Origin of the sequence: Paraburkholderia sp. EG287B (genome assembly GCF_040965595.1) — a bacterium.
In the GTDB taxonomy this organism is placed as follows: domain Bacteria; phylum Pseudomonadota; class Gammaproteobacteria; order Burkholderiales; family Burkholderiaceae; genus Paraburkholderia.
Genome location: NZ_JBFRCG010000024.1, coordinates 104,785 through 131,611, shown reverse-complemented (window position 1 = coordinate 131,611; position 26,827 = coordinate 104,785). Strand labels below are relative to the sequence as shown.

At 66.9% G+C, this 26,827-nt stretch carries 20 protein-coding genes and 1 rRNA gene; 7 read left to right on the top strand and 14 right to left on the bottom strand.

What is annotated here, in order from left to right; translation table 11 throughout:
- The first annotated feature begins 8 nt into the window (after nucleotides 1-8).
- From rrf to AB4Y40_RS35430, 4 genes are all read left to right on the top strand, one after another.
- Nucleotides 9-122 (top strand): 5S ribosomal RNA (rrf, locus tag AB4Y40_RS35445).
- Nucleotides 123-645: 523 nt separating this feature from the next.
- Nucleotides 646-1,323, top strand: coding sequence for a CsgG/HfaB family protein (locus AB4Y40_RS35440; protein WP_368691812.1), 678 nt, complete (start codon nucleotides 646-648; stop codon nucleotides 1,321-1,323).
- A gap of 55 nt (nucleotides 1,324-1,378) precedes the next feature.
- Complete coding sequence (locus tag AB4Y40_RS35435; protein WP_368691811.1) at nucleotides 1,379-1,744, top strand: DUF4810 domain-containing protein; 366 nt, start codon at nucleotides 1,379-1,381, stop codon at nucleotides 1,742-1,744.
- A 14-nt stretch (nucleotides 1,745-1,758) separates the two neighbouring features.
- A complete protein-coding gene (locus tag AB4Y40_RS35430) occupies nucleotides 1,759-2,424 on the top strand; it encodes a DUF799 domain-containing protein (RefSeq protein ID WP_368691810.1) in 666 nt (221 codons plus the stop codon).
- 92 nt (nucleotides 2,425-2,516) lie between these two features.
- On the opposite strand, the gene rpoD is transcribed toward AB4Y40_RS35430, so the two are convergent.
- The 4 genes from rpoD to AB4Y40_RS35410 all read right to left on the bottom strand — a co-directional run bounded on the left by rpoD (nucleotide 2,517) and on the right by AB4Y40_RS35410 (nucleotide 6,687).
- A complete protein-coding gene (gene rpoD / locus AB4Y40_RS35425) occupies nucleotides 2,517-4,499 on the bottom strand; it encodes an RNA polymerase sigma factor RpoD (protein WP_368691809.1) in 1,983 nt (660 codons plus the stop codon).
- A 412-nt stretch (nucleotides 4,500-4,911) separates the two neighbouring features.
- Complete coding sequence (locus AB4Y40_RS35420) at nucleotides 4,912-5,502, bottom strand: class I SAM-dependent methyltransferase (RefSeq protein ID WP_368691808.1); 591 nt, start codon at nucleotides 5,500-5,502, stop codon at nucleotides 4,912-4,914.
- Between the two features lie 146 nt (nucleotides 5,503-5,648).
- On the bottom strand, nucleotides 5,649-6,086 hold the full coding sequence (locus AB4Y40_RS35415; RefSeq protein WP_368691807.1) for a GFA family protein: 438 nt from the start codon (nucleotides 6,084-6,086) through the stop codon (nucleotides 5,649-5,651).
- A gap of 259 nt (nucleotides 6,087-6,345) precedes the next feature.
- Nucleotides 6,346-6,687: a helix-turn-helix transcriptional regulator gene (locus tag AB4Y40_RS35410; protein ID WP_342923052.1), complete on the bottom strand. Its 342-nt coding sequence runs from the start codon at nucleotides 6,685-6,687 to the stop codon at nucleotides 6,346-6,348.
- 79 nt (nucleotides 6,688-6,766) lie between these two features.
- On the opposite strand from AB4Y40_RS35410, the gene AB4Y40_RS35405 reads away from it, so the two are divergent.
- Both AB4Y40_RS35405 and AB4Y40_RS35400 read left to right on the top strand, forming a co-directional pair.
- The gene (locus AB4Y40_RS35405; protein ID WP_368691806.1) at nucleotides 6,767-7,663 is read left to right on the top strand and encodes a hypothetical protein; all 897 of its coding nucleotides are present in this window, start codon (nucleotides 6,767-6,769) and stop codon (nucleotides 7,661-7,663) included.
- The gene (locus tag AB4Y40_RS35400; protein WP_368691805.1) at nucleotides 7,611-7,859 is read left to right on the top strand and encodes a hypothetical protein; all 249 of its coding nucleotides are present in this window, start codon (nucleotides 7,611-7,613) and stop codon (nucleotides 7,857-7,859) included. The genes AB4Y40_RS35405 and AB4Y40_RS35400 overlap by 53 nt, the downstream gene beginning before the upstream one ends.
- Before the next feature lie 112 nt (nucleotides 7,860-7,971).
- On the opposite strand, the gene bcsR is transcribed toward AB4Y40_RS35400, so the two are convergent.
- The 9 genes from bcsR to bcsB all read right to left on the bottom strand — a co-directional run bounded on the left by bcsR (nucleotide 7,972) and on the right by bcsB (nucleotide 23,233).
- Complete coding sequence (bcsR, locus tag AB4Y40_RS35395) at nucleotides 7,972-8,181, bottom strand: BcsR/BcsP family cellulose biosynthesis protein (protein ID WP_368691804.1); 210 nt, start codon at nucleotides 8,179-8,181, stop codon at nucleotides 7,972-7,974.
- Nucleotides 8,181-9,767 (bottom strand): cellulose biosynthesis protein BcsG, encoded by a 1,587-nt coding sequence (gene bcsG, locus AB4Y40_RS35390; protein ID WP_368691803.1) that lies wholly within the window; start codon nucleotides 9,765-9,767, stop codon nucleotides 8,181-8,183. The genes bcsR and bcsG overlap by 1 nt, the downstream gene beginning before the upstream one ends.
- 39 nt (nucleotides 9,768-9,806) lie before the next feature.
- Nucleotides 9,807-12,401, bottom strand: a complete 2,595-nt coding sequence (gene bcsA, locus AB4Y40_RS35385) for a UDP-forming cellulose synthase catalytic subunit (RefSeq protein ID WP_368691802.1) — start codon at nucleotides 12,399-12,401, stop codon at nucleotides 9,807-9,809.
- Entirely contained in the window at nucleotides 12,398-13,231 is an 834-nt protein-coding gene (gene bcsQ, locus AB4Y40_RS35380; protein ID WP_368691801.1) for a cellulose biosynthesis protein BcsQ, read from the bottom strand. The genes bcsA and bcsQ overlap by 4 nt, the downstream gene beginning before the upstream one ends.
- Nucleotides 13,228-13,431, bottom strand: a complete 204-nt coding sequence (locus AB4Y40_RS35375; protein WP_368691800.1) for a hypothetical protein — start codon at nucleotides 13,429-13,431, stop codon at nucleotides 13,228-13,230. Before AB4Y40_RS35375 ends, bcsQ begins: the two co-directional genes overlap by 4 nt.
- Nucleotides 13,432-13,440: 9 nt before the next feature.
- Complete coding sequence (gene bcsE, locus AB4Y40_RS35370; protein WP_368691799.1) at nucleotides 13,441-15,294, bottom strand: cellulose biosynthesis protein BcsE; 1,854 nt, start codon at nucleotides 15,292-15,294, stop codon at nucleotides 13,441-13,443.
- 72 nt (nucleotides 15,295-15,366) lie between these two features.
- Nucleotides 15,367-19,380, bottom strand: a complete 4,014-nt coding sequence (locus AB4Y40_RS35365; RefSeq protein WP_368691798.1) for a cellulose synthase subunit BcsC-related outer membrane protein — start codon at nucleotides 19,378-19,380, stop codon at nucleotides 15,367-15,369.
- 101 nt (nucleotides 19,381-19,481) lie between these two features.
- The gene (bcsZ, locus tag AB4Y40_RS35360; protein WP_368691797.1) at nucleotides 19,482-20,813 is read right to left on the bottom strand and encodes a cellulose synthase complex periplasmic endoglucanase BcsZ; all 1,332 of its coding nucleotides are present in this window, start codon (nucleotides 20,811-20,813) and stop codon (nucleotides 19,482-19,484) included.
- Nucleotides 20,814-20,815: 2 nt separating this feature from the next.
- On the bottom strand, nucleotides 20,816-23,233 hold the full coding sequence (gene bcsB, locus AB4Y40_RS35355; protein WP_368691796.1) for a cellulose biosynthesis cyclic di-GMP-binding regulatory protein BcsB: 2,418 nt from the start codon (nucleotides 23,231-23,233) through the stop codon (nucleotides 20,816-20,818).
- Between the two features lie 469 nt (nucleotides 23,234-23,702).
- On the opposite strand from bcsB, the gene AB4Y40_RS35350 reads away from it, so the two are divergent.
- Nucleotides 23,703-24,371, top strand: a complete 669-nt coding sequence (locus AB4Y40_RS35350) for an O-methyltransferase (protein WP_368691795.1) — start codon at nucleotides 23,703-23,705, stop codon at nucleotides 24,369-24,371.
- A 107-nt stretch (nucleotides 24,372-24,478) separates the two neighbouring features.
- Here AB4Y40_RS35350 and AB4Y40_RS35345 read toward each other — a convergent pair whose 3' ends face one another.
- Nucleotides 24,479-26,710 carry a TonB-dependent receptor gene (locus AB4Y40_RS35345; RefSeq protein ID WP_368691794.1) on the bottom strand — a complete coding sequence of 744 codons (2,232 nt, stop codon included), beginning with the start codon at nucleotides 26,708-26,710 and terminating at the stop codon, nucleotides 24,479-24,481.
- Nucleotides 26,711-26,827 lie beyond the last annotated feature (117 nt).

Genomic DNA, 26,827 nt, shown 5'->3' with positions numbered 1-26,827 from the left:
CCGTCATGCCTGATGACCATAGCGAGCTGGTCCCACCCCTTCCCATCCCGAACAGGACCGTGAAACAGCTCCACGCCGATGATAGTGCGGATTGCCCGTGTGAAAGTAGGTAATCGTCAGGCTCCTCATGCTGTAACGTCCAGAACCCCGGTGTCTCCGAAAGAGCACCGGGGTTCTGGCGTTTGGGCGCAAGAAAAAACAATCATTTCCAGCGACCTGATTTATTCGCGGCCAATACCAAAAATCTCCAAACCGCTTTAAATCGCATTTCATGCATGCGTCAATACGCCTCAGAAATCGCGCAAATAAAAATCTGATTCGCATTAAATTGCAATTTTCCTAAAGTTTCTCCCTAATCCGGCCGATAGACGCGTGTGTAGTCATTAACTACAAACTAAAGATCACACGCTACACCAATAAAAACCGGGGAGCTTCCGCGCATGCACTCGCCTGCGGGAAGCGAGAAACATGCACGACCGATGGAATGACTTGCGCGCGCAGCGAAGCTCTGCGCCCTCTATCTCCGCCGCAACGACGCTTGCGGGGACGCCCTGCGTGCTCAGCGTGCACGCCTCCGCCGTCTGGCACCGCATCTCGCCAATCTCCCTTGTCCAGCCGTTTTTGCCCTGACAACAAGGAGAATTCATGAAGTCGTCCAAAACGTGGGGTGCGCTTCTCGCCGCCGCCACCATCGCAGCCCTCGGCGGTTGCGCGACGGAGTCGTCGCGTTCGCTGCCAGTGCCGCCTGTCACCAGCGCGCAGCGCCCTGCCGTCGGCAAGCCGGTGCAGATCGCAGTCGGCAAGTTCGATAATCGCTCGAGCTACATGCGCGGCATCTTCTCCGACGGCATTGACCGGCTCGGCGGGCAGGCCAAGACCATCCTGATCACGTCGATGCAGCAAAGCGGCCGCTTCAGCGTGCTCGATCGCGACAACCTCGACGAGATCCGCCAGGAAGCGGGCTTCACCAAGAAGGCCCAGGCGATCAAGGGCGCCAACTATGTCATTACCGGCGACGTCACTGAGTTCGGTCGCAAGGAAGTCGGCGATCACCAGCTGTTCGGCATTCTCGGCAGCGGCAAGAACCAGATCGCCTACGCGAAGGTGAGCATCAACGTTGTCGATACCACGACTTCGGAAGTCGTCGCATCGGCGCAGGGCGCGGGCGAGTACAGCCTTTCGAACCGCGAGATCATTGGCTTTGGGGGCACCGCGAGCTACGACTCGACGCTCAATGGCAAAGTACTCGAGCTCGCGATCCAGGAAGCGGTCAACCATCTCGCCGACCAGGTCGACGCGGGCGCGCTGCGCACCGCTCACTAACCGCGCACGTCCGCGCTCCACGCCAGATCAGAACAACTACTCATACGGGGTTTTCATGAAATACACCGGCACGCTTCGGGGACTCTGCCTGCCCATCACGGCGGCAACGCTGCTGCTCGCAGGCTGCGCGAACACCACGCCACCGCTCTACCAGTGGAGCGGCTATCAGCCCGGAGTCTACGACTACCTGAAGGGCGAGAAGGCGCCACAGCAACAGATCGATGCGCTCGAAAAGTCGCTGCAGGAGATCCGTGCGAAGGGCAACACGCCCCCGCCCGGATTCCATGCACAACTGGGCTTGCTCTACGCGAACGTCGGCAACGACACGCAAGCCATGCAGGAATTCGACGCCGAGAAGCACCTGTTCCCGGAGTCGTCGACCTATATGGACTTCCTCATGAAGAAACCGAAACAACAATAAGCGAGCGTACCGACATGTCCAGATTTTCCACTCTCAAGCTCTGGCTGGCTCTGTCCGCGCTCGCATTGCTGGCCGCCTGTGCACAGCCGGTCAAGCACGCGGATTACACGGCGTTCAAGAACGCGCGCCCGCGCTCGATCCTCGTGCTGCCGCCCGACAACGCGACGACGGATGTGAATGCGTCGAACAGCATGCTCTCCCAGATGACGATGCCGCTCGCCGAGGCGGGCTACTACGTGATTCCGGTCGCGGTCATGGAGGAGACGTTCAAGCAGAATGGGATGACGACGGCAGGCGACATCCAGCAGACCCCGCCGGAGAAGCTGCGCGAGATCTTCGGCGCCGATGCGGTGGTGTACTCGAAGATCACGCAATTCGGGACGCAATACCGTGTGCTCGACAGCGCGACGGTGGTGACGGCGACGGCGAAACTCGTCGATCTGAAAACCGGCAAGGTGCTGTGGCAAGGCGCGGCAAGCGCCAGCAGCAACGAAGGCAACAACAGCAGTGGCGGCGGCCTGATTGGCATGCTGGTGGTGGCGGCAATCAAGCAGGTCGCGAATTCGCTGACCGACAAGAGCCACGATATCGCCGGTGTCACGAGCTATCGTCTGCTGCACGCGGGCCCGCCAACGGGCCTGCTCTACGGTCCGCGCTCGCCGAAATACGGCACGGACTGACTGGCGTTCGCGTCGCATAAAGAAAAAGCCCGTCACCGGAAGGTGACGGGCTTTTTTCAATCCGGCTCCAGAGAGCGCAGCGATAAATCCGCTTAGCGCTCGAGGAACGGACGCAGCTTGTCTGCGCGGCTCGGGTGCATCAGCTTGCGCATCGCCTTGCTTTCGATCTGGCGGATACGCTCGCGCGTCACGTCGAACTGCTTGCCCACTTCTTCGAGCGTGTGGTCCGACGTCGTGTCGATGCCGTAGCGCATACGCAGCACCTTCGCTTCGCGCGGCGAGAGAGCCTTGAGCGCCTCGTCGATGGCAGCACGCATGTTCGCGTGGATCGCGGCATCGGCCGGCGAGGCCGAACCTGCGTCCTCGATCATGTCGCCGAGCGTCGCGTCGCCGTCGTCGCCCACCGGGCTTTCGAGCGAGACCGGCTGCTTGGCGATCTTGAGGATGCCGCGCACCTTCTCTTCGGTCATGCCCATGCGCGCGGCGAGGTCCGCCGGATGCGCTTCCATACCCGTTTGTTGCAGGATCTCGCGCGAAATGCGGTTGAGCTTGTTGATCGTTTCGATCATGTGCACCGGCACGCGGATCGTGCGCGCCTGGTCGGCGAGCGCACGCGTCACGGCCTGACGCACCCACCACGTCGCGTACGTCGAGAACTTCCAGCCGCGGCGATATTCGAACTTGTCCACCGCCTTCATCAGGCCGATGTTGCCTTCCTGGATCAGGTCGAGGAACTGCATGCCGCGGTTCACGTACTTCTTCGCGATCGAGATCACGAGACGCAGGTTGGCCTTGACCATCTCACCCTTCGCCTGACGCATCTTCGATTCGGCGACGGTCATGCGGCGATTGATCGCCTTGATCTGCTGCAGCGACAGCGATGCGGCCGCTTCGATCTCGGCGAGCTTGCGCTGCTCTGCCTGGATAGCCGGCAGGCTGCGCTCGATCGACGGACCGTACTTGCTCGACGCGGCTGCGGCGCGCACGCCCCAGTCCAGATCGGTCTCGTGGCCCGGGAACTGCTCGACGAAGGCTTCGCGCGGCATGCCGCAGCGATCGACGACGATGGAGAGCACATTGCGCTCGATCGCGCGAATCTGCGCGACCTGCTCGTGCAGCAGCGAGCACAGGCGGTCGATGGTGCGGGCCGTGAAGCGGATCGGCGCGAGTTCCGTCTGGATGTCGGCGCAGATCTGCATTTCCGCGGCCGAGGCGCGCGCATTCGCGTCCGACGTGCAGGCCATCTGTTCGAACAGCGTGCGAACGCGCGCGAAGATCGCGAGGCTGTCTGCCTTCAGTTGCGCGAGCAGGGCTTCGTTGGCCTTGCTGTTGTCGGCGTCGCTGTCTTCGTCGTCGTCCGAGTCGTCCGACTCTTCTTCTTCCGATGCCTGGGCTTCGACTTCTTCGCTCGCGTCTGCGTCGGCCGCCGCGGCCGGTTCCTGCGCGGCTTCGTCGCTGCCGATGCCGTCGACGAGTTCGTCGATGCGCATCTCTTCAGCCGCGACGCGGTCGGCGTCGGCGAGGATGGTCGCGACGATCGACGGGCATGCCGCGATCGCCTGGATCATTTCCTGGAGGCCATCTTCGATGCGCTTCGCCACTTCGATTTCGCCGGCGCGCGTGAGCAGCTCGCTCGAACCCATTTCGCGCATGTACATGCGTACGGGGTCGGTCGTGCGGCCGAATTCGGAGTCGACGGTCGAGAGCGCGACTTCGACTTCTTCGTCGGCTTCGTCGTCGGCCTGCTGGTCGGCGCGGGAATCTTCGTTCAGGAGCAGCGTGTCGGCGTCGGGCGCCTGTTCGTACACCTGCACGCCCATGTCGTTGAACGTGGCGACGATCGTTTCCAGCGCGGCCGTCTGCGCGAAGTTGTCGGGCAGATGGTCGTTGATGTCCGCGTGGGTCAGATAACCGCGTTCACGGCCGAGCTTGATGAGCGCCCGCATTTGATGCTGGCGTTTTTCGAGTTGCGAGCCTGCGTCCATGGGCGTCGTATCGCCGGTCTTGTCTTTGGACGAGCGGCGTGCGGGGCGGGCAGACGAGGTCAGCGCGTCGTCCCGGTCATGGCTTGTCAATACATTCTCCTCGAAGGGATAGCCCGACAAGGGCAAAAAGGGTCACGCGCCAGCGGCGTGGCGTCCTGGCGATGACGAAATTGCAGGGGAGTGGGCGGGGGCGCATGCCGGTCCCGCCAAGCGAGCGCCAAACGTCTGACGACGTGGCAGCCTGGATTTTCGTGCAATGCAGAAAGACCGCGTATGGTAGTGCGTTACGGCATGCGAGGCAACCCGAATCGTCGTGTTTGCGGCACATTGTCCGCCTTTAGGGTCGTACCGCTTGATAGCGCTCCACCTTACATATTTCCTACATGAGTCCCTTAGACCCATTTTCAAGCGAGAAGTTCACGTTTTTGTCACTCGCCTCGCCTATGGCACGCTGTTATTCCCCGCGAATTCCCCGTTGTCCGATCGTCATGCGCGGCAGCGCTCACGCGCGAATCGCGACAATACGTTGAACGCGTTTGCCGGAGGACCGGTTGACCGCCTCCTCGTCGAGCGCGATGGTCGTGCCCTCGAGCGCGCCGGTGACGAGCGCCGGATCGAACGCACTATATAGACGTCCCGCCGGGTCGCGTGCGCTCTCGCCGTCGGTTACGCGCCAGCTCAGATAGAGCACGCCGCCGGGCTCGAGCAGTTCGACGAGACGGCGGCAGGCCGCGCCGACCTGCGCGACGGGCAAATGCATGATCACGGTCTCGCAGAGGACGTTGTCAAAGCTCGCGGCGGGCACATCCTTCAGTTCGGGCAACGCGGCAAGACCGAAGGCGTACTGCGGGTAGTCGGCGGCGGCCTGTGCGATCAGACCCTCCGACGCGTCGTAGCCCGTCGTCGGGTAACCATGGGCGTTCAGCCATGCCACGTCGCGGCCCGACCCGCAGCCGATGTCCACCGTCCTTCCCTCCCGCCGGAAATACTGCATGAGACGCGCATAGAGGTCGTCGGGCGCAGGCTGATTCGCCCATTCGGCTGCGTAGTCTGCAGCGCCACTCGTGTACGTCTCGATCGTCATGGAGTCCATATGGGGCTCGCGGTTCCTGTGACAAGAGGAAAGGGCGCTTCGAGACTAGCCGATCAACGCGACGACAGGCAGTAGCGCGGCGATACCGGGATGGCCGCTGCCACGCTCGCCGATGGCGCCATGCGACGGAGACGACGCACGCAGCGTCAGGGCGGGAATTCGTCGTACTGGGGCAGCGAATCGGCGATCTCGAACCACGGCGCTTTCGAGCGCACGAAGATATGGCCGGCGGGGCGGATGTCGGGCGGATCGGTCAGCGTGCCGAGCGTCACGTGCACATAGGCCCCTTCGCGCACGACTGAATAGAGCAGCGAGCCGCAGCGGCCGCAATGGATGTCGTGGGCGGCCTGCGGGTCGCCGTAGACCAGCGTCTGCCCTTCGCCCTCGGTGAGTCGCAGCGCCCCGCTTTCGATGCCCGCAAACGGCTTGAACGCGGAACCCGTGGCGCGGCGGCACTGCGAGCAGTGGCAATTGAATGCGTAGCGGAACGCATTGGCTACCGCATAGCGCACGGCGCCGCAAAGGCACTGGCCGCGCAGCGTGGCGGGAGCATTCGTGTGGGTGGGGGCAGTGTCGGCGGACATGATGGGCGCGGTGCTCTGGTGGCAAGTGTCGAACATTGCGATCGGGCGGCTGCGGTGTGCGCACTCACATCATACGTTTGAGTCGCCCGCGGCGCAGGAAAACGCAAAGGTCACCACATATGGGGATTGGCCGGCCAGTCATGGCCTCCGCACGGTTCGTGGCGCCCCTGTCGCCCCGAAAGGCACGCCGAATTTCCCATGGATGGTTACCTTTGGCGCCCTCGCGCAAAACGCACCGCCCAAGCCCACCCAGGCGAATCTACGCGCCCCGTTCCCTCAACTCCTTCAATCCCTTGATGACGACGAGCAGCGCGCGGCCGTGCTCTTCCGAGCCGTCCCACGCCTCGACGATCGCATTGCGCAGCAATTCGTTGTAGGCGGCGGCGTGCCGGCTCGACGGCCGCGCCTGCACACCATAGAAACTGCATAGCTTATTGAATGACGCACTCCGGCGTACCCGCCGCCCGTTCGACGTGCGAAGACGCGAGACAGTAGGCTGGCTGACCCCGGAAAGCCGCGCAATTTCGCTGGCAGAGCGTGAATCGTCCGATAACCGCCGCAGCAGTTCCTGCACCGGAAAATGAGTATCTGGGGCTTCCATGTCATGCATTATACCTATACAGTAACAGTTATTGAATTGCCCGCCAAAATCGGCGGGCGGCTGCATTCCGAGGAAGTCGATGGCACTACAACACCTACCGCCCACGTTTTGCTGGTCCCGAATCGGGCCAGAGGCCGGCGTCGATCTCCCCACGCTGGTCCTGCGCAAGGAGTGGGAGCGTCGGCAGGGCGGCGGGCGTTTCCTGTGGGGCATCGGCCAGTCGCTCGGCAACAGCGCTCAAGTCGCCGCGCTGCGCACGGGCTCGCTGCTCGCCCTGTTCTCGCCGGCGGCGAGCCGCCCGCGCGCCACGCAAGACAAGTGCGCCAAGCGTGCCGGCGTGGTCGTCTGGAATGCGTGGGTCGATGCGAGTGGCCAGGTGCGCCAGCTCCCGCAGCACGTGTTCGTCACGAGCAGCGCCACGCTGCCCTCGGGCGCCGCGCGCGAGCATCACTACGCGCTCGTGTGCGTCTCGCCAACCGAACTGAGCGTCGGCAGCTCGCTGCGGGTGGTTCCGGAGCGGCTGCGCAGCGTGAGCACGGCGAAGCCGCCAAGCCGCTCGCAGGGCACGGTAGTGGTGGATTGCGTCGAGCGCGCGGCCCAGGCGGGCGGCAAGAGCCATCCGCTCGTGTTCACGGCGGAGCTGGAGGCGCCGTACTTCGTGCGGCTCACGCAGCCCACGCTCGTCAAGGCGCGCGACCTCGCGGCCATTCACGAGGCGTCGCGCATGGGCGACTTCGACACCTACGCAGATCTCACCAAACGCGTGCGCAGCGAGGCCTGCGCACAACAGGCGCGCGGCGTCACGCGCGATCTCTTCGACCTGCCGCCTGCCGAGCACACGGCGTCTTCACGGCTTGGCGGCGCAAGAACGCGCCATGTCTCCCGGGCGGGAGACTGGACACAGCTCACAATGGAACTCTTCCATGGCGATTCACATCCGTTCACAAGAGGCCGAGGCCGCGCAACGCTTTTTTGAGGCGAGCCGCAACGTCGACCGGGCATTTCGCGCCCTGCGTGGCGAGGCCCACGACCACGTGGCCGCGCCGCTCGCCTATGGCGCCGCGCAATCACGGCTCGACCACGCGCTGGACGAACTGGCGCGTGCCGAGGCGTTGTTCGATTCGGTGACTGAAGTACGAGCGCATCAGACCAGGGATCATCAGGATCACTGAGGAACTGGCGCGATGACCCGCGAAGCGGCGCGCACCGGCACGGGTCCCACGACGCTGGTCGCCGTCGAGCAAAAACGGCGGCGGGTCGTGGCCCGCGAGTTCGCGCGCTAACTCAGTCCTTTTCCCCTTCAACCGGCAGCTCCAGCACGGCCGCCACCAGTGGCCAGCGCTGCGCGGCCGCCTGCCAGGCGTCCTCGGCTTGAACGTCGAGATAACGGTCGCGGTCCACGCCGTCGACGAGACGCGCGAGCGCGTCGATATCGCTCGGCAGCGCGGGACCACTGCGCGAACGCCGGCCGGACCCCCACAAGCGCATCGCCATTACTTGCCCTCCACCCACACGCCGTCCGGCGTATGGATCACGTAGCCGGTGGGCGTCGTCATCGTCACCGTGCCTTCGTTTTCGCCGACCATGCGCGTTTGCGGCAGGTTGTTCGCATACTGCGCGAGCGGCGGCGCGCCGGTGGCGAACGGGCTGTGCGCCACGAGATTCGACAGCAGCTGCGCGAGCGCGAGATAGCTCGTGGGCGTGTCGATCGTCGTCACGCCGCCGGTGTGCTCGCTGCCGGCCGGCAGACCCACCACCTTCACGCCCACCGGCACGTGGACGATGTTCGGCGTGGGGATCTCGCGCATGCCGGCAATCTGGTTCTCTTCGCCCTGTAGCGCCGCGCCGTGTTCGGGTACGAAGACGATCACCGCCTTGCGCCCCGACTGCGCGACGAGGTCGATCAGCTTGTCGACGTCTCCGAGCAGCCGCTGCAGGCGAATCGGGTAGGACTGCAGGCTCGTGAGCTTGTCGTTCGGCGTGGGCAGCCGGTTGCCGTCGTGCATCGAGACCGTGTTGTAGTAGAGCGCGACTGGCCCGCCGCCAGCGGCAATGCGCTGCTTGTACCAGCGCGCGAGCACGTCGTAGTCGTCGGCCAGCGTGGAACCGTCGAACTCCTTCATGAACTCCGGGAAGCCTTCGTTCGCGGGGATCGTCACGCCCGGCACGCCGATTTCACTGATCACCGTGCTGCGGAAATTGTCGAAACGGCCGTTGTGGTTGAGCAGCGCGTTCGGCGTGTAGCCGGCCTGCGCGAGCTGCGCGAACAGGTGGCACTCGGCAGGCGCGGGGTCATAGAGCGCCTTGTGCGGCTCCTGCCCGCAGGTGGCGCGCAGCACGCGGATCGCGGCGGGCCCGCTATAGCTGGCCCCCGAGCTGAAGTTCTGGAAGATGTAGTCGAAGCGCGAGAAGAGCGGGTTGTTGCGCATCTTCACGACATCCATGTCGTTCCACGAGAGCGAGCAGATATGCACCACGATGATGTCGAACTGCGCGCTCGCATCGGTGGTGAGCGGCGTGAAACTCACGTGCCGGCCTTCTTCGTTGGCGCGGAACGCCGCGAGCTGCTGGTCGTAGCTGCCCGACTGCTCGTCGCGCTTCTTGCCCGTGCCGCTGTCCTCGTCGCCGGTGCTGGCGAGCGAAGCATTGGCGGTGGCGTTCGCCACGAACGAGCCCACGCCCTGCCAGACCGGCATGACGACGAGCGCGATCAGCACGAGCGTCGTCACGCGCACCCAGCGGTTGATGAGGAAGTAGAGCAGCACGGCGATCACCGCCGACACGACCATCGAAAGCGAAATCACGCGCCGCGTGAGTTCGAACATGTACGAGGGCGTGAAGGTGAGGAGCACGGGGATCTGCGAGATCGCCCGGCCGATGTCGGGCATGCTCGACTCGTGGTACGCAATGGCGATGCCCACGATCACGGCGATCCCATTGCGCGCGATACGCAGCCACCGGTTGTGCAGCGGCACGAGCAGCAGGATGACGAAGGCGAAGTTCATCCACCACTCGGGTTTGAGCGTGCCGATCGAGTAGAGGTACAGCTTGGCGAGGAAGTAGAGATTCCAGAGACCCATAGTGTTTCGCGTTCCAGGGTGTAGCGGTGGTTCCGGTTATCAGGGCTGGCGGACCTGGCCGGCCCGGCGTCGAGTGAAGAGGTTTTCCAGCGCGTCGAAGAACGCGTCGATGAGGCGCATGTAGCCTTGCCAGCTCAGCTCGATCAGCTGAATGAGGCCGTGCAGCGGCGCGTCGGAGGGCGGCACGTCCTCCCATTCGAGCCAGGCATCGGCGCGGCCGAACGTGCATTCCACGAGCTTGCGCTCCATCTCCATCGTCATGCCGACGAAGCGCACGCCGAGGCGCCGGTCGGCCAGACGCGCGACCACAGCGGGGAAGTCGTGCTCCAGCACGCCGCGCGCGAGCGTCACGTTGATGCGCTCGCCGGGCTCGAGCTTCGCGACGGCGTCGGCGGGCAGCATGAGGCCGATGCCGCCCATCGAATAGTTCTCGGTCTTGCAGGCGAGCGTGCGGCCGTCGGGCAGCGTGAGCATGGCGGGCACGCGCAGCGGAATGCGGTGCGCTACGCGCACCTGCTTCGCTTCTTTGGCCACGCCGAGCGCGAGCCCGAGAATGGTGAGATTCACGCCGGCCCAGAAGAGGTTCATGAACACGGTGGCGGGCTCCTCGGACCGCCAGATCGTGAGGCGGCCGATGCCGGCGAGCACCGAGCACACATTGATCGCGAGCAGCACGAGGTAGGGCTTCGAAATCGTCCAGTCGAGATACTCGTGCTCGATATGGCCGCCCTTCGAGGTCACGTTGAACTTGCCGAGCTTCGGATTGATGAGCGCCATGGTGGTAGGCAGCACGATGTACCACGCGAGCACGGACTCATACGCTTCGGCCCAGAACGAATGCCGGTAGCGTCCCTGGATGCGCGAGTTGGCAATCGCTGCAATCACCAGATACGGCACCACGTAAGCGAGGATCACGGGCGCAGGCGTGTTGATCACATGCAGTCCGAAATACAGGTACGCGCCGGGCATCACGAGGAAGATGAGCCGCGGGAAGCCGTAAAAGAAGTGCAGCATGGCGTTGCTGTAGCACATGCGCTGGAAGAACGAGAGCCCCTTGCCGATCCATGGATTGTCGACGCGGAAGATCTGCGTCATGCCGCGGGCCCAGCGGATGCGCTGGCCGATGTGGTCGGCGAGGCTGTCGGTGGCGAGGCCCGCCGCCTGCACGGTGCGCAGGTAGGCCGACGTATAGCCGTGGCGATGCAGCCGCAGCGAGGTGTGGGCGTCCTCGGTCACGGTCTCGGTCGCGATGCCGCCAATGTGCTCGAGCGCCGAGCGCTTGATGACCGCGCACGAGCCGCAGAAGAACGTGGCGTCCCAGAAGTCGTTGCCGTCCTGGATCAGCCCGTAGAACAGGCTGCCTTCGTTGGGCACGCGGTGGAACGTGTCGAAGTTGCGCTCGAACGGATCGGGCGAGAAGAAGTGGTGCGGTGTCTGCACCATCGCGCATTTTTTATCGGCGAGAAAGACGCCTATGGTCGTTTGCAGGAAGGAGCGCGTGGGAATGTGGTCGCAGTCGAAAATCGCGATGTATTCGCCTTGCGTGAGCGGCATCGCGTGATTGATGTTGCCGGCCTTCGCATGTGTGTGTTCGTCGCGGCGCAGGTAGCCCACGCCCGCCTCGCGCGCGAAGTCGCGGAATTCGTCGCGGTCGCCGTCGTCGAGAATGTAGACGCGCAGCTTGTCGCGCGGCCAGTCGATCGAGCTTGCCGCGAACACGGTTGGCCGCACCACCGAAAGCGGCTCGTTGTAGGTCGGAATGTAGAGGTCGACGGTCGGCCAGTCGGCGGGGTCGTCGGGCAGCGGCTGCGGCTTGCGGCGCAGCGGCCACGCGGTCTGCACATAGCCGAAGATCAGCACAATCCACGTATAAAGCTCGGCCGCGTAGAGGATGTAGCCGACGATGGCCTCGGCGGGGCTCGAAAGATGCAGAGTTTGCGTGCTGCGCCACCAGACGTAGCGGCCCGTCATGAGGATCGAGAGCATCACCATGAGCATGGTGGCGAGGCGCCCCGGCAGGCGGCGCGCGATCATCACCACGACGTACACGAGCAGGAACAGCAGCACCTGGCCGGCGAACGGCAGCGGCGTCGTGCACACGGCGACCGCCGCGACGAACGCGAGCCACAGGAGGCCCTGGCGCAGATAGGGCACGCTGTCGAGCGCCGCCGAAAGCTTTTCGAGTTGCTGCTCGATGCCTTCCCACGGCACGTCGGGCAGGCGCGCGCCGACTGCCGCGCTCGCGCGCGCGGCGCGGCGATAGATGGGTTCGAGCCGCCTGTCGAGCCACGCGCGCAGCGCGAAACGATGATGCCCTTGCGGCGCCTTGTGAAGCTTGCGCAGATCGGCGGCGAGACGCTGACGCGCGCGCCGCGGGCGCAGGAAGATGCGCTGGAGCCACGCTCCAGCGGTGCGGTCGCGGCCGATGTTCAGGCGCTGGCGGATGTCCTTGCCGAGCTGCGCGAAGGCGAGCGCGGGCACGTCGCGCTGGCCTGGGCGCGGCGGCCGGAAGAAGGCGCGCAGCAGCCACTGGCCACCCGGCGCGTCGGGCGCGAGATTGAGCTCGGGCGCGCTCAGGTGGCGCAGTGACACCCAGAACGCCGTCCACAGGCCGACGATGCGCTCGCGGATCATGGCGTGCTCCCGCGCGCAACGTGTTGCGCGAGCAGTTCGTCGGGTGCGTCGAGGCTCGCCCCCGTGCTCCAGTGCGAGAGCCACGAGGCGATGCCGTGAAGGTCGTGCGCGGCCTGCGAGCTGGGCGCGCTCAGGCAGAAGTTCTCGCCGGCGGCGAGCGCGGCGGGCACGCCGGTGTCCGCATGCACGAGATACGGCAGCATGGCGGCGCCGAGGCGCGCGCGCAGCAGTGAAACGACGTCCATGTGCAACTGGCGCGCGGGCACGACCGCATTGGCGACGAACACGCTGCGCTTCTGCGCGCGCACGAGCGCGGCGATCAGGCGCGGCAGCGTCGCGCAGGCGGTCGCGCAGGGCGTGAGGACGCCGAGCACGAGGTCGGCGGCATCGATCGCCTGGCGTGCGTGTGCCGAGGGCCACGTGCCCGCATCGACGAGCGCGATCGTTTGCGCGGGCAGGTCAACGCGGGCGAGCAGTTCGCGCAGCCAGCCGGGGCGCGCGTCGAGCAGCGCGCTGGCGTCGTCGTCGCGCGGGTCATTGGATGCATGGCCGCCCGCGAGGCTGCCCCACGGCAGCACGAGCACGCCGTCGTCGCTTTGCAGCGCGGCGCGCGACCAGGCGTCGCCGGCGCCCGGGCCGCCTGCCAGATGCGTGACGAGCCCTTCGCGCGCGCTCTCGCGCAGGCCGAAATGCAGCGCCAGCACGTTGCGCGGGTCGCATTCCGCGGCGAGCGCAACGTGTTCGCGCGCCGCCAGCAGACCGGCGAGCGCGGCGGTAAGGGTGGTGCGGCCCGCACCGCCCACGCTGGAGACGATGGCGATGGTCTTCATCGGCGCGGCCCCGTCTGGCCGAAGCGGCGCTGGCCGCGAATCAGCAGGGCGTCGACCTGCGGCGGGAGCTGGAGCGGGCGCGAGCGCGCGGGGCGCAGCCACATGGGCACGAAGCGCGCGAGACGCAGGCGCCAGCCGATCCAGTAGAGCGGCACGGCCAGTATCAAGCCCCAGACGAAGTAACCGAGGAAGATGTTCATGTCGCTCTCCTATGCTTTGAGCGGCAGCGGCGCGCGCTGCGGCGCGGCGCGCGGTTTCGCGTTGTCGGTGCGCGCGGCGGCGTCGAGCGCGGGCAACAGGTCGCCGTTTATGGGAGCGATGTTGACGGGCACTGCGGGTTCCGGCACTGCGGTTGCCGTCGTGGCTGCCGTCGCTGCGCCCGGTGCAATCGCGGAAGCCGCCGCCGGCGGTACGGTCTGGCCGTTGGCCTGCACGGAGACGGCCGCGGCCGCGGCGGGCTGCCCCTCGTTGATCGCGAGCCAGCCCGAATAGTCGGGCGGCGGCGTGCTGTCGATTTCGTCGCCGAGCGTGGCCAGCGCCTCCGTGATCGCGCGGCCGTCGCCGTAGCGCTCCTCGCCCTGGAACAGCTCGGCGAGCGGCCGCTGGAACACGCGCTGGCACACGGCGTCGGCGTCGCTCAGGCGGCAGGCGAAGAAGAACACGTAGAGGCTGTCGCCGCTCGCCGTCACGATGTCGCCCGCGCGGCGCAGATGGCACGCCTTGAGCGCATCCACGTGCGCGACTTCCGGCATCAGCGCGAGGCGAATCAGCACGCTCGGCAGCTGGATCACGCGGCTGCGCTCCACCGCCGCGCTCACGAGTTCGACGAAGTGCGCGGCGCCTACGTAGCCGCTCTCCTCGCCGTGCACCACGGCGGCGAGCGCCGCACGGTAATCGGCGGGCATGGGCCGCGAATACACCTGGCCCTGCAGACTGTCGACGATGGCCTCGACCTGCGCGAGCGGCGTCTGTCGCGCGATCACGCGGTTCGCGCCGAGGTTGAGCATGAGCGACTCGTAGCGCATGGCCACGGCGTCCTCGCGGACGATGATCTTGAGCGCTTCGCCGCACTGCAGGCGCAGCGTGTGCACCTGCTCCGCGAGCATTTCGAGGTCGCGGTTCACGCTGAAATCGAGGATCACCGTGGCCGCGACCGAGGTGCGCGCGGCGGCCACCGCGGCCTCGTTGTTGTCGACGATCTGCCAGGCGGGCGGCAGGACGCGCTCGTGCAACAGCGCGTCGCGCGAAACGATCACGCGGCCTTCGTCGGGCGCGAGCAGGCCCGCCTCGCCGATCTCGGTTTCGAAGGTGCCGCCCGAAACCGTGAGCCGGTGATCGGCGGCGGAAAAGCGCAGCGGCACGCTCTGGCTGCCGTGCACGGCATCGCCCGCGCGCCAGAACGCGACTTCCCAGTGATACTGACCCTGCACCTGGTGCAATTGCGCGGCGCCCGCGAAGCGCGCCTGGAAGGCGGCCAGCTCGGGATGCTCCTGATCGTCGCCGAGGCCGGGCGGCGCCGCCACCATCAGCACACCATAGCGATGCTGTGCGCACCAGCCCGCGAGTTGCGCGCCCTGCGCTGCAAGCGCGGCGGGGTCCTGCCAGTTGAAGAACACGTCCGCGCCTTCGATGAAGAACTGGCTTTCGGGCGCGGCGCACTGCTCGGCGAGCGCGTTGAGCGCTTCGATCAGCACCTGCGCGCCGTCGCGCTCCGGCAGCGGGCGCACCGCGCATACGTTTGCCCACGCATGCGTCGAACCGCTCCTGTCGAGATCGACGCCATGGTCGAGCAGCGCGGCCGCGAGGCTCGCGCCGTCACGCGTGGAAAGGACGGTGGCGGGGCCCGTGAGCGCGGCGGTGGCGGTTTGCCAGAACAGCGCGTCGCGCGCCGGCGAGGCGCTCGCGTAGACCACGTGCACCTGGCCCGCGCCGAGCGAAGCGAGCGAGGCCGGCAGGCCGTCGATCGCGAGCGGCTCGCGGCGCGCGAGCCGCGAGAACAGCGAGCGGCGCGTATCGCGGCCGGCGCCGGCGGGCGCAGCGGAGAGGGTGGCGGGATCGTTCATCGTATTGCTCGTCTCGCGGATTTCATCGTCGCGGGTTTCATCGTCTTCATGCGCGCTCGCTTCGTGGCCATGTCAGTAGGCCGAATAAGGGACGACCGGCCGCGGCGGGAACGGCACCGGCCCCTTCTGCGGCGAGAAGAAGTAGCGCAGGTAAAGCACCCCTACGTTCGGCGCGTAGTCGCGCGAGCGGTCGAGCCGGAAGCGGCCGCCCACCACGAAGTGCTCCGTCACGCGATATTCGGCCGCCGCTTCGACCGTATAGCTGAAGCCGCCGCCCGAGCCGCCGCCAAAGAACGGCGAACCGAGGTCGTTGGCGCTCATGAACGCGAGCGCCTGGGCCTGCAGGCCTGGGCGTGTCGGGTAGAACGGCGACTCGTTCTCGTTGGTGAACGACATGCCCACCGATCCGTCGATCTCCCAGGAAAGCTTCTTGTAGCGGCCGGTCCAGTCGAGCGGAATGCTGACCGAAAAATAGCTTTGCGGACTGTAGTAGCCGCCGTTACCGAACGTGTAGTTGTGTTCGTTCTTCGAGTACTTCCAGTAGTTGAGCGTGAGGCCGCTCGACACGATCTGGTCGGGCCGCTTGAACACCGACCAGTCGTAGCCGCTGCGAACCTTGAACTCCTGGTTGGTCTCCACGTTGGTGCCGGTCAAGAGGCCGAAGCCGATGCTCGTGAAGATCGTGCCGGGCCCGAAGTCCTGCGCGCCGCGCACGGTGAAGCCGTTGCGCACCACGCCGCCCCACTTCTCGCCCGTGACCGGATCGATGCCGCCTGCATAGGAAACCAGGCTGGCGGTCACAGGACGGCGCGAGACGTCGAGCGAGAGCGACGAACCGCTCGGGAAGTCGTGGCGGTACTGAATGCCGCCCAGCACGCTCGTGATCGGGAAGCCCACCGGCGTGCTGCCGATGTCGGCGCGCCAGCTGTTGTTCGCACCGCTGAACTCGTAGCCCGCCGCGAGCGCGACGCCCGTCGCGGTCTCGTTGACGGATCCGAGCCCGGCGTTGCCGAGCGCGGCGATCTTGCCGTACTTGTACGCGATGTCGAAGTCGTTGCCGGGCAGCGTGCCCGCGTTCAGATAGACCGTATCGGCGTGGAAGAAGTAGTGGCCCGTATAGCCATCAGGAATGCGAACGTATAGCGGGACTTCGGTGGCGTGCAGCTCGGAAATGCCGGGGTCGCCCGAGAGGTTCGACTGATACCAGCCGGTCGCGACCTGCCCCTGCTTGCGGTCTTCCAGGCTTTGCAGCGCGCGGCCCGCCGAGGTCGTGCCGTCGGCGTCGGGCTGCGTGCCTTCGGCCACTTCCTGCGAGCGCGAGGTGCGATAGAGGCTCGCGGCTTCGTTGTAGTTGCCGCGCGCCTGCGCAACGCGCCCCGCCTGGATCGTAATGTCCGGGTTGTCCGGATACTGCTCGCGCAACGGATCGACCACGGCGGAAGCCTCGTCGTTCAGCCCGAGCGCGGTGAAGCGCCGCGCCACGGCAAGGCGCGTGTCGATGTCGTTCTCCGCGGTGTCGGCCAGCACTGCGCGCACCATGTCGGCGGCCTCCCGGTCTCGGCCCATGCGCTCCAGCATACGCGCAACGGCGAGGCGTGCATCGGCGTCGTCGGGTTGCGTCACGAGCACCTTCTGCGCGGAGGCCATTGCGCCCTTGTAGTCGCCCTTCGCTTCGCGCAGATCGACGTCTTCGAGCAGCCAGCGCTTGGTCGTTTTGAGGCGGTCGGGCACGGCGTCGAGCGTATGGCGGGCGGCCGTCAGGTCGCCCGCCTCGATCTGGCGGTCGGTTTCGCGCGCGACGAGGCGCAGCTCCTGGTCGTCGAGGCTGGCCTTCTGTTCGTCGGTGAGGCCGGGCTGATCGCGCGTCGCGTCGATCCAGTTCGCCCACGCGTCGTCGCGGTTGGCCGCCGCGAGCAGCTCGCCGTAGCGCACGCGCGCGCCGTTCGCCGCCGGGTCGTCGGGGTGCGCCGCGAGCCAGTCCTGCACGAGCTTCAGGCCCCGGTCCGGCTCGCCGATCGCGATCCACTCGCGCCCGACGGTGGCGAGCATCTGCGGATCGTTGGCGGCGTTCGCGTCGGCGGCGGCGGAATCGAGCAGCGCGCGCGCCTCGTCTTCCTTGCCCTGAGCGATGAGCTGGCGGGCCTGCGCGATCTTCTTCTGCGCGGCGAGATTGCCCATCAGTTCGCGCATGCCTTCGCTGCGCTGTGCTTCGGGCACGGCGTCGAGTTGCGCGGCGGCCGCATCGACGTCGTCCACGGAATTCAGATAGAGCGCCGTGGCGTAGCGCATGTCGGGCGCCTGCGAGACCTTGAGGCCGTCTTCCATGACCTGGCGGCCCAGTGCGGGCAGGCCCAGATCGCGGTACTGGCGCGCGAGCCTGAAGCGCGTCCAGGCGTCGTCGGGCGTGAGCCGCACGGCCTCTTCGAGTTTCGCGATGGCCGGGCTCTTGCGGTTGTCGGCGAGCAACTGGTCGGCCTGGATCGACAGCAGTTCGGCGTGCAGCTGCTTCTGCCCGGCACTCGAACCGCTCACGCGCGGCGTCGTGGCGGCGATGAGCGGCTCGATCTCGCTTTCGCGACCCGTCTCGCGCAGCACCGTCACGAGGCCGCGCAGCGCGTCCATGTCGGGCTTCGGCGCGTTTACGAGCGGACGCAGCACGGCTTCGGCTTCGGGCCACTTTTTCTGCGCGATGAGCGCGCTGCCGAGGATATCGCTGGCGGTTGTGTTGCCCGGATCGAGCTTGAGCGCCTCGCGCGCGAGCGTTTCGGCTTCTTCCGGTTTGCCTTGCGAATTCGCCTCACGCGCCTTCGCAATGGTGCCCCAGATGGTGGCGGTCTTTTCGAGGCTGCGCCACTTGCCGGCGTTGTCGGGGTCGAGCTTGAGGGCGCGCGCGAACAGCTCGCGTGCCTCGTCGTGGCGGCCTTCGCGCAGCCGCACGAGACCGAGCGCGCCGATCGTTTCGCCGTCGTTGGGGTTCGCGCGCTGCGCATTTTGCAACGAGGTTTCGGCGTCCTTGAGATCGCCGCGATCGAGTTGCGCAAGGCCGCGCGCGCGATCGGCGGCGCCGGGGCCGGGACGGGGGCGTGCACGCGCCTGGGTGGACGCTTTTGCGTTGCCCGCGGCCGCGCCCGGCGGCGCGCTGATGACGGCAGATGGGTTCTGCGCGAGGGCTTGCGCCTGCGCCTGGCCCATCGCGCCGAGCTTCTTGCCGAGTTCGGCGACGGTCTGCTTCGCGTCGGCGTCGTCGGGCACTTCCTGCAGGTAGCGCAGATACCACACGTAATAGGCGGGATCGTCGTGCCCCGCGCTCGCGAGCGCGCGGCGCCACAGTTCGAGCGCGAACGCACGGTTGCTGTCCTGGCGCTGGTACACGTGATAGATCAGGTTGAGGCCTTCCATGCGCGTATCGGCGCGGTCGGTGAGCAGGTCGCCGAGGATCAGCGCGAGGCGGGGATCGTTCGGATTCTGCTTCACGCGCGTGCGCAATTCGCTGATCGCCTGCGCGCGGCCCGCGGTCGTGCCGGCCAGGATGCGGTAGTAGTCGCCCGCGAGATCGCCCGCGGGCGCGCCGTTCGGAAAGAGCTTGAGCAGGCGCGCCGAAGCTTCCTCGCTCTTGCCGGCGGCCGAGAGCAGGCGGATCTGCGCCATCTCCATCTTGCCGCTCGTGGCGACGCGGTAGGCGTCGTCGAGCTCTTTCGTTGCGCTCGCACTGGGCGCGATTTTCTTGAGCTGCGCGAGGATTTTCGCGGCTTCGGCCGGGCGATTCGAACGCAGCTCGATTTCGCCGAGCAACGCGAGCGCCTCGGGCTGCTGCGGGTCGAACAGCAGCGCTTTTTGCACGAGCCCGCGCGCGATATCCGGACGATTCTTGCCTTCCCACATGCGCGCGGCCGAGAGCAGCTGCGCGGCCTGCGCTGCCGGCGTGGCGGCATTGGCCGCCGGCTGCGGGCCAGCCTGCGCCGAGGCGAGGTACGGCGAGGCCGCGAACAGCAGCGCGACGATCGGCGCGAGTCTGGGTGCGAATTTTGGTACCAGTTTTGGCACGAAAGGCGGTGCGATGTTCGGCAACAAGCGTTGCTGCGGCATGCGTGAAACCGCCTCGCCTCGCGATGCGTGCGCAGCCGCGCGCCGCGCCTCACGGCGCGCGCTGCGCACACGGGCGGCGCGGCGGGCAGATGCCAGGGCGTTCAGCGCGGCGTGGGGCATGCGCTCGTCCATGCGGGGGCAACGCGGCCTTGCGCGTCGAATCGGTAGAGCCCGTCGAGGTAGCCGAGCGCGAACAACATCAGCACGCTGCTGTAGTAGCCAGGCGGCGACTTCTGCGCGAGCGTGCGGCTGCGCTCGACCTGGGCGTTCGCGAGATCGCTGCGGCCGAGCGCAGCCAGATACGGCGCGACCGCGGCGGAAAACCCGCCGTTGCCCTCGTTGGGCCCCGGTGTGCCCGTGGTCGTGTCGACGCGCTCGGGCGGAAAACCATGCGCGCCGACGAAGTCCGCGAGCGGCTTGAAGGTGGCGAGCGTGCTGGCGCGCAGTGGGTCGTCGCCCGCGAGCATGCCGGCCCACAGGTACACGCGGATCGCGTTGTAGGCGCTTTCGGCGTGCGTTTGCGCGTCGGGGGCGAAGCCGCCTTTCGCGTGATATTCGACCCAGTCGGGCGAGTAGCCCTTGGGCGCGGTCTCGTTGACGAGTCTCGCCGACGAAGCGAGCAGCGCCTTCCATTCGCCCGCCTCGGGCAGCGCGAGCATGAAGCGCCGCATGACCTGGAGCGGCACGTAGCTCGGGTTCAGGCGCCAGCCGTCCGTGCCGATCGTAAAGCCCACGGGTCCCGGCAGCACCGTACGGCCAAGACCCGGCAGCACGGCGGTTTCCTCGCGCACGATGTTGCGGGCCATCACCGTGCCGAGCGCGGTGTAGCGGCGCTCGTTCCAGAGGCGACCGGCTTCGAGCAGCGTGTAGGCGATCCAGAGGTCGGCGTCGCTGGCGGGGTTGCTGTCGATCACACCCCACTGCGGCGCTGCGCCCGCGGCTGTGGACGCCGCAACCGGCTTGCCGTCCTCGCCGATGTCGCGCCTCCCCCAGATCCATGCGGGCAGATGCGTGGCGAGGTCGCCCTGGGCGAGATTGTTTTCGGTCCACGTGAGGACCTTGTCGAAGCTCGCGCGGTCGTTCGCGACCAGCGCGAAAAAGAGCGCGTAGGACTGGCCTTCGGAAACGGTCACCTGGCGCGGCGTGCTCGCATCGATCACGCGGCCATCGGCGCTCAGCAGCGTGCTGCGAAACGCGTTCCACGCGGGCCAGGCGCAGGCCGCGGGGCTGGCGGATTTTGCAGCGCTGGCGCTGGCGCTCGCGTTGGCGGCCGGCGCGGCCGCGTGCGCCGTCGCCGCCGGCATCAGCAGCGCCAGTGTTGCGAGCGGTGCGAGCGGCGCACAGGCGAGCGCGCCCGCCGCGAGCCAGCGCATGAGCCGGGGCGCAAGCCGTGGCGCCAGAGCGGGCGCGAGCGTAGCCAAACCCGGGCGCATCGTCAGGTCCCGGAGCGGCGGGAGGCCATGCGGCCGAGCGCCCAGAACACGGTGAGCGCAACGATCAGACCGGCCAGAATGCCCGCGAGCGCCATCAGCGCCGGGTAGCGCGAGATAAACACCCAGGCGCGCGCATACCACGGCAGATCGCCGACGAAATAGCGGTTGCCCACGCGCAGGCCCTCCACCTGGCCTTCGCGGACGAGCGTGAGATCGCCGTGCATCTGCGAGATCTTGCCGCCGTCCTGGAGCGCGTCGAGCACGTCGCCGAGCTGCGCCGACGAGGTAGCGGCGAGCGCCACCACGCTCCTGCCCGACCTGAGCGGCGACTCGAAGCCGATCAGTGCCGCCATCGGTCCGCCGAGCGTGACGATCGAGCGGCCCGACGGCGTCGGGTCCTCGTCCTCGGTGCCGCCAAGCCAGCCGGGCCAGCCGCTGCGCTGGTCGCGCGTGGTCACCTCGGTCTTGCCGCGCTCGATGAGAAGCGGCAGGTCATTGCCCCACTTCTCGAGCAGTTGCGCGCCCGAGCCCGAACCGATCACGAGCAGGTTGCTGTCGCGCACGCTGTCCACCTGGCTGGCGGGCACGATCGTCAGGCGCAGCGAGGGCAGGCCGGTCCACTGGCCCATGTGGCCGAGCAGCGTGAGCACGGCTTCCTGATCCTTCGTGTCGGGCTGGTCCGGAATCACGAGGGCCGTGTCGGAGAGGTCGGCCATACGCGTGAACGGATAGCCGCTGTTCGCGAAGTAGGCGAGGTTGGGCAGCGCCGTGTAGTGCGCGAAGCCGCTGAAGTCGATGACCGAGTCGGGATCGACGGCCGCGCGCGCGACATCGTTGGCAGTGGAGGTGCACAGCCCCGTCTTCTGCGAATCGATATGAAACTGGAACTGGAACTGGTTGTCGCTGCCCACGCGGAATGCGGGGATCTCGAGGTTAGTGGCGGCGCGCGTGTCCGAGCCCGAAAGCAGCGGCACGTTGATGCGCGCTTCGTCGGAGGCGCGCGTGACGGGCCGCAGCCGTTGCGAGCGCACGAGCTGATCGCTGATGCTCACGTTGAGCACCGAGTCGTTCCACGCGGAAGGCGCCGTGTAGCGATAGCGGATGTCGAGCGGCACGTTGCCCCGCGCCCACGCATAGAGGTCGGCGGGCACGCGCAGATTCACGCGGATCGCGGGCGGGTTGTAGCCCGACACCTGCAGCTGCTGCGGGTCCGTCACCAGCTCGCGGAACAGTACGGGGCGGTCGGTGGGCACCCAGTTCGGCGCGTCGTAGGGCTTGCGCGCCGGACCGAGATCGATCGATTTCACCATTACGCTGTTGCCCGCCATGCCGGCCTGGCCGAGCGCGACCGCGTAGGCGGCGTTCATCAGTTCCTCCGGCGTGCGCCCCGCGAGCACGAGCAGCTTGCGGCCCGACTGCGGATCGGCGGCCGGGTTCGCCATGACCGAGACCGTGGGGCCCTTGATCTCCGGCAGGTTCAGCCCCTCGGGCACCTGGCCCGGCAGCACGAGCGCGATGGCGTTGGCGTCGGGCGGCACGGTGCGCGAGACCGGGAAGCGCGAGCCGCGATAGCTCGCGAGCGCGCCAAGCCACGACGAGACGACGCCCGCCGCGTGCAGCACGGGCACGCCCGCGTTGGCGGCGAGCACGAACGGCACGCGCACGAGGCGGTTGTCGTGGCGGTCGAAGAACGGCACAGGCAGAAGCCCGAGGTTGTCGGGCAGCACGATGCCCGCCGTGTTGAGCGTGAGCGACGTGTCGGGACTAATGTCGGCCCAGAGGCTCGAATGATAGGGATCCTCGCAATGATCGAGCGTGTAGTGCGCGATCATCTGCACGTTGATGCGGTTGTAGTCGGTGAAAAGGCGCGGGTCGAGATCGATCTCGCTCGTGACGAGCTGCCCGGCCGTGTCCTTCACGAGCGGAATCGTCGCGACGACTTCACCGTTCACAAACACTCTGAGATGCGAAAGCGACCAGATCAGCGAGGGCGAGTAGGTGTAGACGAGCTTGAGCTTCGCGTGGGTCACGACTTCGTCGGTGCGCACGTCGACGTTCATGCCGCCGGTGGGATCGAGGCCGCGCAGCGGGATCGGCCCGTACGCACCCATCTGTCGCAACGTGAACGTGCGCGTGCGCGGCTGCCCGAGCGGCGTCGACGCGGCAGGCTCGGGAATGACGGCGCCCGGGGCCGTCTGGATGACAACGGGCCCCGTGACGGCGTTGGACGCAGCGGCCGGAGCAGAGGCCGCAACTGGCGCCGCGGCGGGAGCGGAGGCGGGAACGTCGCTTGCGCCCGGCGCGGCCGCCCTGGTCGTCTGCGTAGCCGCGACTGCCGATTGGTCCACCGCGAAAAGGCTCGCCCCCAGCAGCAATCCGGCGACGAGCGCGCCCAGCCCAACTTGAACGGAGAGTCGCATCGCAACAGCCCTTTGTTTTCTTCGCAGTGGCTGTCTTTATCTCGCAAAGACAGCGGCCATGGATATTGGCGGCGTGGTGCCGCCAGGCGTTATCTCGAAACGGCGTCAATGTGTGGTGGAGTTTAACGGAGAGCCGTGGATCGCGCCCTATGAATGCACGTGTTTATGCCCGTTGCGTAAAGCGCGCAGATGACGGGCTGGCGCGGCCTCGCGACCGGTTTGACAGTTGGGCGCACGGGTTGGGCCGGCGGGTCGGAGCGCCTGACAATTCCTGCGCGCGCAACGAAAGGCGGCGGCGTTGCGAGCGCGCAACGCGGGCGTCGGGGATCATGCGCCGAAAGCCAGCCTTCCGGTTCATGTAATTACTCAGGATATCGAATCGAAGAGGCGCGCAACGACCGCGCGCTTGTGCCGTGTCGCGAGCGGGTGAGGTAATCTTGGCGGCTCGATCCAGAAACGGAGCAGGGTGATGAACGAGCAAACGTGGCAGGCAGTGGACGACTGGTTCTGCGACCGGCTGATCGGTCCCGACGATGCGCTCGACGGCGCGCTCGCGGCGAGCGCCAAGGCGGGCCTCCGCGCGATCAACGTGGCGCCGAATCAGGGCAAGTTTCTGCATCTGCTCGCGCGCATTCAGGGCGCGCGGCGCATACTCGAAATCGGCACGCTGGGCGGCTATAGCGCGATCTGGCTCGGTCGCGCGCTGCCCGACGACGGCGCGATGGTGTCGCTCGAATTCAGCCCGGAAAACGCGGCCGTTGCGCGCGCGAACATCGCGCGGGCCGGGCTCGATGCGAAGGTGACGGTCATGACGGGCCTCGCGCTCGAATCGCTCGATGCGCTCATCGCGCAAGGTGTACCGCCGTTCGACTTCGTGTTTATCGACGCGGACAAGAGCAACAACCCGAACTACCTCGAACGCGTGCTGAAGCTTTCGCGTCCTGGCACGGTGATCGTGGCCGATAACGTGGTGCGCGAGGGGCGCGTGGCCGACCCCGCGCATCACGAGGACGACGTGGTCGGCTTGCGTCGCTACTTCGACATGCTTGGAAACGACAAACGGCTCGCGACCACGGCTGTGCAGACGGTGGGCAGCAAAGGCTGGGACGGGTTTGCGATCACGGTGGTGGGCGGGTAACCAACGTCGAGCGCCCATACACATACACATGCGCCAAAGGCAAAAAGGGCCTGGCAGATGAACTGCCGGGCCCTTCGTCCGTCTAGCTACGCGCTGACGCTTGCCGGTCAGAAGTCCGTCGTCATCGAGAACAGCACGGTACGCGGCGCGCCCATCGTCAGATAACCACCGTTGGTCGACGACCAGTACGCCTTGTTGGCCAGGTTATAAACGTTGGCGCGGAACGTAGTCGGACGGCCGAACACGTTCGTCGCATAGCGCGCGCCGATGTCCACGGTGTCCCACGCCTTGATCGACATGGTGTTGGCCGCATCGAAGTACTGCGGACCCGTATGCGTCCAGCGTGCCGAAAGCGTGAGGCCCTGCACCCCGGGCACGTCGTATTCGGCGCCCAGGTTGAGCAGGAAGCTCGGCACGCCCACCGGCGTCTTGCCGTCGGTCGAACCCCCTTCGGTGTCGAGCTGCACGGCGTTGATCAAGGTTGCACCCGCGATCAGACGCACGCCCTTGTACACCTCGCCGAACACCGACGCTTCCACGCCGCGATGGCGTTCGTTGCCGTTGGCCACATAGGCGCCCGCGCTGTTGGTGTAGGTCTGCGGCTTTTCGAGCTGGAACAGCGCGAGCTGCACGCCGTATTTGCCGTTGTCGTACTTCGCGCCCACTTCATACTGCTTCGTGCGCTCCGGTGCGAGCTGGTCGCCGTAGTTCGTCGTGCCCTGAGGCGCAATGCCGCCCGCCGAAAGCGACTCGCTGCGGTTCGCGTAGATCGACACGTTCTCCCACGGCTTGACGACGAGGCCGAACAGCGGCGTGGTGATCGAGTCGTTGTAGTTCGAGGTCTGCAGCAGCGTCGACGACGAGTAGCCGTTCGACAGAATCTCCTGGTGACGCATGCCCACGGTGAACAGCACGCGGTCATGGAAGAAGCCGAGCGTATCCGATGCCGAGACGCTGCGCATCAGGTTCAGCGCCGTGATCGGCGGGTTGCCGTCCATGCCGGCCTGATAGGCCGTCGCCGGATACGGCACCTGCACGCCGCTGTAGAGGCTGGTCGGGAACGAATCGGAAAGCGTCCAGCCCGACTGCGTTTCCACGCGCACGATCGAGGCGCCCGCGGTCACGAAATGGCTCACCGGGCCGGTGTTGAAGTGGCCGCGCACGCCCGCTTCCGCCGAGGTCGCGCCTTCCTTGCGCACGACGCCGAGGCGCGAGCCGGTGGTGGTCGTGGGATCGGTGTAGTAGGGCGAGAAGTATTCGCCGTGCTCGTTCGTGTGGCGCACGCCGCCCGTCACATACGCGGTCCAGCCGGGCAGGAAGTCGTATTCGGCGCGCAGGATGCCGACGGTGTCTTCCGCGTCGCTGTACGACCAGGTCTGCGCGTAGTTGTGCGTGGCGGAGGGCACACCGGGAATCTCGTCGCCGAGCACGTAGACGACGGGGCGGCCGTCGGAAACGTGCTGACGCTGATACATGAAGTCGCCTTCCAGACGCAGCTTTTCGCCGCGCCAGTCGAGCGCCACGGCCGTCTGGTTGGCGCGGCGCATTTCGCTGTCGATGCTCGTTTCGCCGTCGCGGTTGTACTGGTTCACGCGAATGCCGAACTGGTCGTTGTCGCCGAAGCGGCGGCCCACGTCGATATGCGTACCGAACTCGCCCGAGGCGCTGCCTTCGAGCGTCACGCGCGTGAGCGGCTTGTCGTCGGCGCGCTTCAGTTGCAGGTTCACGCTGCCGCCGATCGAGGTGCCATTGGGCGCCGCGCCGTTCAGGAATGCGCTCGCACCCTTGAAGATGTCCACGCGCTCGAGCGCAGCCGTCTCGACGAGCTGGCGCGGCGTGATGCCGTACAGGCCGTTAAGCGAGATATCGTCGCTGTCGAGCGTGAAGCCGCGAATGACGTATACCTCCTGGAAGTTGCCGTAACCGTAGGCGGTGCGCACGGCCGGATCGTTCGACAGCACGTCCGCGATGGTACGAGCCTGCTGGTCCTCGATCAGCTTCGCGGTGTAGGTGGTCATGCTAAACGGCACGTCGATGTTCTTCTGCGAACCGAGCACGCCGAAGTCGCCGCCGCGCGCCACGTGGCCGCCGCCAAAGGTCGGCTGCAGGTCGCCCGGCAGCGTTTCCTGGGACGCCTGCACTTTCACGGTGGGCAGCGTGGCGTTGCTCGCGTTACCAGTTGCGGCGGCGCCGCTCGCGGCGGCGGGCGCCTCGGCGGTTTGCGCGAACGCCGCGGCGGGCAGGCTGAACGCGACGGCAATCGCGGCGAGGATCGTGACGCGGGAAGCGGGGAGGCGCGAAGGCAAGTTGAAGGGCGTGTGCAGACGGGATGCGGACATAAAAAGGGTCGTAGCGAAGGTAGCGCTGGCGCTCCGTGATGCCTTGGCGCTGCGCGCAGGCTCCGGGCGAATGGTTATGCTTTGCCGGTCAGACAGGGCTCGCGGAGCTGGCCCCAT